This is a genomic window from Mesorhizobium sp. B2-4-2 (genome assembly GCF_006442845.1).
GTDB lineage: Bacteria > Pseudomonadota > Alphaproteobacteria > Rhizobiales > Rhizobiaceae > Mesorhizobium.
Map to the genome: position 1 here is coordinate 123,880 of NZ_VFVM01000011.1, position 6,121 is coordinate 130,000.

The window sequence follows — 6,121 nt, forward strand, 5'->3', positions numbered from 1 at the left end:
GCGCGCGGCTTTTCCGCGTCTTTCGGCAGGAGCACGCATGACGCTGGACGACTATAACGGCTTCTGCGCCTCGCTGCCCGCCACATCGCATGTCGTCCAGTGGGGCGGCGCCCATGTCTGGAAGGTCGGCGCCAAGGTCTTTGCGATCGGCGGCTGGAGCGAGGGCCGCGACCCTTTCATCACCTTCAAATGTTCCGACATTGCCTATGATGTGCTGAAGGAGCAGCCGGGCTTGCGGCCCGCACCCTATCTTGCCTCGCGCGGCATGAAATGGATCCAGCGCCAGACAAGCAAGAGCATGGATGATGGCGCGCTGAAGGACTACCTGCGCGAGAGCCATCGTCTTGTCGCCCTGAAGTTGACGAAGCAGGCGCGAAGGGAACTGGGACTTGCCTGAGGCTAAAGCGCGTCACGTTCGACGGATTCAGGCGACGCGCTTTAGCTCTTGGTTCTATGCATGTCGTTCGCCCCAAACCGGGCCGCTTTTGGACGATATGCATTTAGCTGATATTCGTCGAGGCGCCGGAAAACCGCCATCTTCATGCCCGGTTCATATTGGAACCTTATGGTCGGGCGGTGGTTCGCTGGCGAAGGATTCGCTACGCGCGAAAGCCGCCTGCGACGGCAATTACGGACCGGAGAGTTTGCCCACCATGTTGCGGACGATCTTCACCCTTTCGGCACTTGCGGCCGGACTGGCGTTTTCAAGCGCGTTCGCCGCGCCGACTGAGGACGCTTCGCCGCGGGTCGTCCGCCCCGCTGACGGCGGCATCCTGCTGGCCCAGGACGGCAATCTCGACATCTATTACGACGCCAGGGGCAACCGCGTCATCGTCGATGCGGACACGGGCAAGGTCGTCGCCATCCAACCGCCGCAGACCAGGCTCGACCGACGCGCGCTGCGCCGCGAGACACGGCTGCGCGAACTCGGCCGCGTTCCCGCCGACGACGACCGCTACTATCTCGACGATCCGGAAGACATGGCACGCTTCCGCCGCAGGCAGATGGAAGACGAAGGCCGGGTCATCGCGCCGCCCGTCCAGGAATATGATCCCTATGGCGACAATTCCGTCGAGGCCTACCCGCCGGCCCCCGGCGGCGACGGCGTCTACGACGACAACTATCCGGAAGCGCCCCAGCCGGCAACGCCGCCCTCCGTCAAGCGCCAGCCGCTGAACGAGGCCTCGATAGAGCCGGTCCAGCCCACGGCTCCCGCCGCGCAGCCGGCGCCTGCAGACGAAGCGGGATTACCGCCGAAAGCAGGCGGCAAGACTGTGGTCGACCCGTCGCTTTCGCTCGGAGCACGCCAGGATGTCGCGGCTCTGCAGGTGCTGCTTGATCGCGGCGGCGCTTCGCCTGGCGTCATCGACGGGCGCTTCGGTTCGAATGTCGACAAGGCGCTGGCTGCCTACAACCAGATCACCGGCAGCAATCTGCGATCGACCGACGCCGTCGGCATCCAGGCGGCCCTTGCACAATCGGGCGGCGATGCCTTGGCCAACTACACGATCACGCCGGAGGATGCGGCCGGTCCCTATGTTGCGTCGATCCCGGAAGATTACAGCCAGAAGGCGCAGCTCGACCGCATGGGCTATACGTCGGTCACGGAAGCGCTTGCCGAGCGCTTCCACATGGACGAGAACTATCTCAAGGCGCTCAACCCGGAGGCCAATTTCAACCGTCCCGGAACGATCATCAAGGTTGCCAATTTCGGCAGACTGGTGTCGTCGCCGGTGGCTCGTATCGTCGCCGACAAGGGCAAGAAAGAGGTCTTTGCCTATGATACGGCGGGCAAGCTGGTCGCGGCCTATCCCGCCACCATCGGCTCGTCCGACACGCCGTCGCCGTCCGGCATTCATGCCGTGTCCCGTGTCGCGCTCGATCCGAACTACACTTACAACCCCAACATCAATTTCAAACAGGGCGAGAACAATAAGGTCCTGACCATTCCGCCCGGCCCGAATGGCCCTGTCGGCTCGGTGTGGATCGCGTTGGACAAGCCGACCTACGGCATCCATGGCACGCCGGATCCCTCGAAGATCGGCAAGACCGAAAGCCATGGTTGCGTGCGACTAACCAATTGGGATGCCCGCGAACTGGCCAAGCTGGTTTCGCCCGGTGTGACGGTGGAATTCGTCGACTGAGACGATGCGGCGTTCGTCGCTGGTTAGAGCGGTTCAGTGTTCGATGGACTTCCGAGCCGCTCCAGCGCTGCGCGCTTTTCCCGGGAAACCGCCACGTTTTTCCTGGAATTGCTCTACCCGATTATCCTGCGCAACCATTTCGCGCTCGGTGTCGCGGCATAAATCAGCTGCACCATGAGAATGAAGCCGACGCTGAGCAGCGGGGTGACCAGACAGAGCAGGGCGCCGACCGCCCACAGAAGCTGCGCCTTGACGATGCGCAGGTAGACCGTGCGTTTCGTTTCGACGTCGACATCATCCGCCAGAAGGCCATTTTTCTCCGCATAGCGCCAGCTGGCGATCAGGGTGACGCCGAGCATCAGCAGATTGAGCCAATAGACGGCGACCGCGGTTCTGAATTCGAGGAAGTCGGCCAGAAGATCGGTCGAGAACGGCAGCAGGGCGATAAAGGCGAGAAAGCACAAATTGAGCGTTGCCAGCCGCCTGTCGGATCTGGTGATCAACCCATGCTGCGCCTGCTGGCCGAACCAGAAGATGGTCAGCGTCAGGAAGGAAAGCGCATAGGTCAGGAAGCGCGGCGCCAACGCCAGGACGGCGTCGAGGAGATCGCCTTCGGAATGGATCGCCTCGTGCGTCGGCACACGAATCTCCAGAACGATCAGGGTCAGCGCGATGGCGAAGACGCCGTCGGTCAGCCCGACGACGCGGTGGAGCCCGGACTGGGATGGTTCGAGCGGTCGCTTCATCGATTTTCTCCCCCTGTCTGATCGGCTCCCGTCCGATGCCGCGTGAAAGCTTAGCATGCCGGCGCTTGTTTGCACCTGCGTGGGCCGGCACCTGCCAATGCGGCCAGGTGGCTGCGCAGCTGGTTTCAACCACCGGGACCGCTGGCTGGTTGTTGCGGGCGCGCCGCGGGTTTATGCAGGTTGCATGCATGCACCGAGCAAAGCCGCTGCCGTCCCGCCGCCGACCGCCAACGGTACGTTCTGCCCGCAGTCGCAGCGGCGCTATGTGCTGATCGCCGCGATCCTGGCTTCAGCGCTTGGTTTCATCGACGGTTCGATCCTTGCCATCGCCACGCCGGCAATCCGCGTCGATCTCGGCGCCAGCCTGGCGCAAGCGCAGTGGATATCCAATGCCTACGCGCTGACGCTTTCGGCGCTCATCCTCGCCGGCGGTGCTGCGGGCGACCGCTTCGGCCTGCGCCGCGCCTTCGTCGCCGGCATCGCGCTGTTCATCGCCGCTTCATTGGCCTGCGCGCTGGCGCCCAATCCGGCGGTGCTGATCGCGTTTCGTGCAATCCAGGGCGTCGGCGCTGCGATCATGGTGCCGGGCAGCCTTGCCATCATCGCCAAGGCCTATCCGAAAAAGGAGCGCGGCCGCGCAATCGGCATCTGGGCCGCCGCTTCGGCGCTGACCACGGCACTCGGTCCGGTGCTGGGCGGTTTCGTGCTGTCGACCCTCGGCAATGGAATCTGGCGTGCGATATTTGCCATCAACCTGCCGCTTGGGCTGGTTTCGATCTACCTGCTGCTCGCCAAGATCCCGGCGGATCGGCCGACCGAAAAGCGCAGCCTCGATCTTGGCGGCGCGGCGCTGGCGACACTGGCCTTCGGGTTGCTGGCCTACGGGCTGACGGCGATGAACGCGGAGGCTGCCGGATTCATGTCGGGTTCGGCAATCGTTGCCGGCGTGGTCCTGCTTTTCGTCTTCATTTTCTACGAGCGCCGGCAGCGCGAGCCGATGATCGATCTCAATCTGTTTCGCATCGGCGCCTTCGCCGGCGCCAATCTCGCGACCTTCTTCCTCTATTTCGCGCTGTCGGCCAATCTTTTCTACCTGCCCATGCTTTTGATCGCCGGCTGGGGGCTGAGCACGGCCGAGGTCGGCTTCATCTTCCTGCCGCTGTCTGCATTGATCGCACTGCTGTCTGGGCCTGTCGGCCAGTGGTCCGACCGGATCGGACCGCGTTTTCCGATCGCCAGCGGCAGTCTGGTGGTTGCCTTCGCCTTCGCCGGGCTTGGCTTGTTGACGCATGCCGGTATCCACAATTTCTGGACCGGAACATTTCCGCTGATGGCGCTGATGGGGTTCGGCATGGCGCTGGTGGTGTCGCCGCTGTCGACCGCGATCATGACGGCGGTGGAAGACAAGGATACGGGCGCGGCCTCCGGTATCAACAATGCCGTCTCGCGCATAGGAGGCCTGATTGCGGTTGCGGCTATGGGGTCGCTTGCCGCCTGGGTCTACGCGAAGGCCCTGGATGGCAGCGCCTTGCCCGGCGTGCCGGGGTTCGGTGAACCGGCGACGACCGGACTGGCCCCGGCTGTCGACGCCGCACGGCTTGCCGCCAGCGACGCCGCATTCTCGGCTGTTTCCTTTGTAACGGCGCTGCTTTGCCTGCTTTCGGCTGTCATCGCCTGGATGACGATTTCAGGCGAATCATTGCCATGGCGCCGGCCCGCCGAAAACCCTCGCGACTGACGGGTGGATCGAAGGAACTATCCTTCGATCTTGGCGCTCGCGACCTTCAGCGAATCACTGTCTTCCTGCTTCAGCAGGTCGTCGATGCGCTCGCGTTCACGCTTGAAGGCGACAAGGTCCTCGCCCTTCAACACCTTGCCGACGGGCAGGCGGACGCGCATCGGATCGACCTTGGTGCCATTGACGATCAGCTCGTAGTGAAGATGCGGGCCGGTGGCGAGGCCGGTCTGGCCGAGATAGCCGATGGTCTGGCCTTGGCGGACGTGAACGCCCGGTTCGATGCCTTTGGCAAAAGCGCTCTGGTGATTGTAGGAGGTCTCATAGCCGTTGGCATGGCGAATGATGATCTGCTTGCCATAGCCGCCGGCCCAGCCGACCTTCTCGATGACGCCATTGCCCGCGGCGATGATCGGCGTGCCGATGGGGGCTGCCCAGTCGACGCCGGTATGCATGCGGACATAGCCGAGGATCGGGTGCCTGCGCGCGCCAAAGCCGGAGCGGAACTTTCCGGCCGGCAACGGATTGCGCAGCAGGAACTGCTGGGCGCTCGAGCCGTCCTCGTCGAAATAATCCGTGCTGCCGTCCTGCATCTGGAAGCGGTAGAAATTGCGCGTCTGCCCGCCGAAGGTCGCCGAGACGTAAAGCAGTTCGGAATTGTCCGAGGTCTGGTCGTCGCCGTCGGGCTGCGAGAACAGCACTTCGAGACGGTCGGCCGGATTGAGGCGGGACTGGAAGTCGACATCGGAAGCCAACAGCTTGATGAGCCGCTGCGTCATGGCCTTGGACATGCCGTAGGAATAGGCGGCGCGGTAGATGCCGTCATAGACGTTGGGCAGGTTGCCGCGCACCACCACTGGCGCCGACGAATCATCGAACGCCGTCAGCAACTCCGGATTGGGCTCCGGTTCCTGCGCCGGCACATACTGGCCGCGATCGTCGAGCGCTATGGTGACGATATGCTGGGTCCGATCGTAGACGCTGGTGCGCACGACCTTGGCGGCGTCGCCATGGACCTCGAGACCAACACGCAGCACGGTTCCAGCCTTGAGCGCCGGGGCGTTCAAGAGCTTGGTGATCGCCTCGGCCATGCCGGCGGCGTCCTCGCCCGTATAGCCCGAATCTGCGAAGGCTTCCGTGATGGCGAGATCCTTGGTGAAAGGGATGATTTCCTCGGCGAAGGCCGGTGCCTGGTCATCGGCGTTGGCACGTGGCGCGACCGAAACGTTCTCCGGCACGATCCTGACGTCGTAGGAGCCGGCCATGCTCTCGGCAAAGGCCTCGCCAAATCGCTGCGGGTCGACATAGTGGAGCGAAGCGACCTGGACGGCGCCGTCGCTGAGATCGGTGCCGGCCTCGCGCACTACCTTTTCCACCTCATCGGCGGAAAGGTCGCTCTTTTCATCGAAGGAAGCCGTTTCAATGGGGAAGTCGACGGTCTTCAGGCTCATTTCGCTTTCGACCTTGGTGCCGTAGATCTGGCCCGGCGCAGCGGC

5 protein-coding genes (1 of these 5 cut by a window edge) are annotated in these 6,121 nt (G+C 63.6%); 3 read left to right on the forward strand and 2 right to left on the reverse strand.

Going from position 1 to position 6,121, the window contains the following annotated elements:
- Positions 1-37 precede the first annotated feature (37 nt).
- Positions 38-397 (forward strand): MmcQ/YjbR family DNA-binding protein, encoded by a 360-nt coding sequence (locus tag FJ942_RS22980; RefSeq protein ID WP_140565948.1) that lies wholly within the window; start codon positions 38-40, stop codon positions 395-397.
- 256 nt (positions 398-653) lie between these two features.
- Entirely contained in the window at positions 654-2,144 is a 1,491-nt protein-coding gene (locus FJ942_RS22985; protein ID WP_140558176.1) for a L,D-transpeptidase family protein, read from the forward strand.
- 113 nt (positions 2,145-2,257) lie between these two features.
- On the opposite strand, the gene FJ942_RS22990 is transcribed toward FJ942_RS22985, so the two are convergent.
- Positions 2,258-2,890: a TMEM175 family protein gene (locus FJ942_RS22990; protein WP_140513832.1), complete on the reverse strand. Its 633-nt coding sequence runs from the start codon at positions 2,888-2,890 to the stop codon at positions 2,258-2,260.
- 184 nt (positions 2,891-3,074) lie between these two features.
- Between FJ942_RS22990 and FJ942_RS22995 the strand changes: the two genes are divergently transcribed.
- The gene (locus tag FJ942_RS22995; RefSeq protein WP_140584072.1) at positions 3,075-4,628 is read left to right on the forward strand and encodes an MFS transporter; all 1,554 of its coding nucleotides are present in this window, start codon (positions 3,075-3,077) and stop codon (positions 4,626-4,628) included.
- Between the two features lie 17 nt (positions 4,629-4,645).
- On the opposite strand, the gene FJ942_RS23000 is transcribed toward FJ942_RS22995, so the two are convergent.
- Positions 4,646-6,121 carry the 3' portion of a M23 family metallopeptidase gene (locus FJ942_RS23000; protein ID WP_181168324.1) on the reverse strand. Its footprint extends 495 nt past the window's final position, so the window shows 1,476 of its 1,971 coding nt (coding positions 496-1,971); its start codon lies off the right edge, out of view; the stop codon is at positions 4,646-4,648.

Bases quoted from the DNA above. Each gene is read 5' to 3' on its own strand.
- FJ942_RS22980 (WP_140565948.1), top strand. From the start codon at position 38: ATGACGCTGGACGACTATAACGGCTTCTGCGCCTCGCTGCCCGCCACA.
- FJ942_RS22985 (WP_140558176.1), top strand. From the start codon at position 654: ATGTTGCGGACGATCTTCACCCTTTCGGCACTTGCGGCCGGACTGGCG.
- FJ942_RS22990 (WP_140513832.1), bottom strand. From the start codon at position 2,890: ATGAAGCGACCGCTCGAACCATCCCAGTCCGGGCTCCACCGCGTCGTC.
- FJ942_RS22995 (WP_140584072.1), top strand. From the start codon at position 3,075: ATGCATGCACCGAGCAAAGCCGCTGCCGTCCCGCCGCCGACCGCCAAC.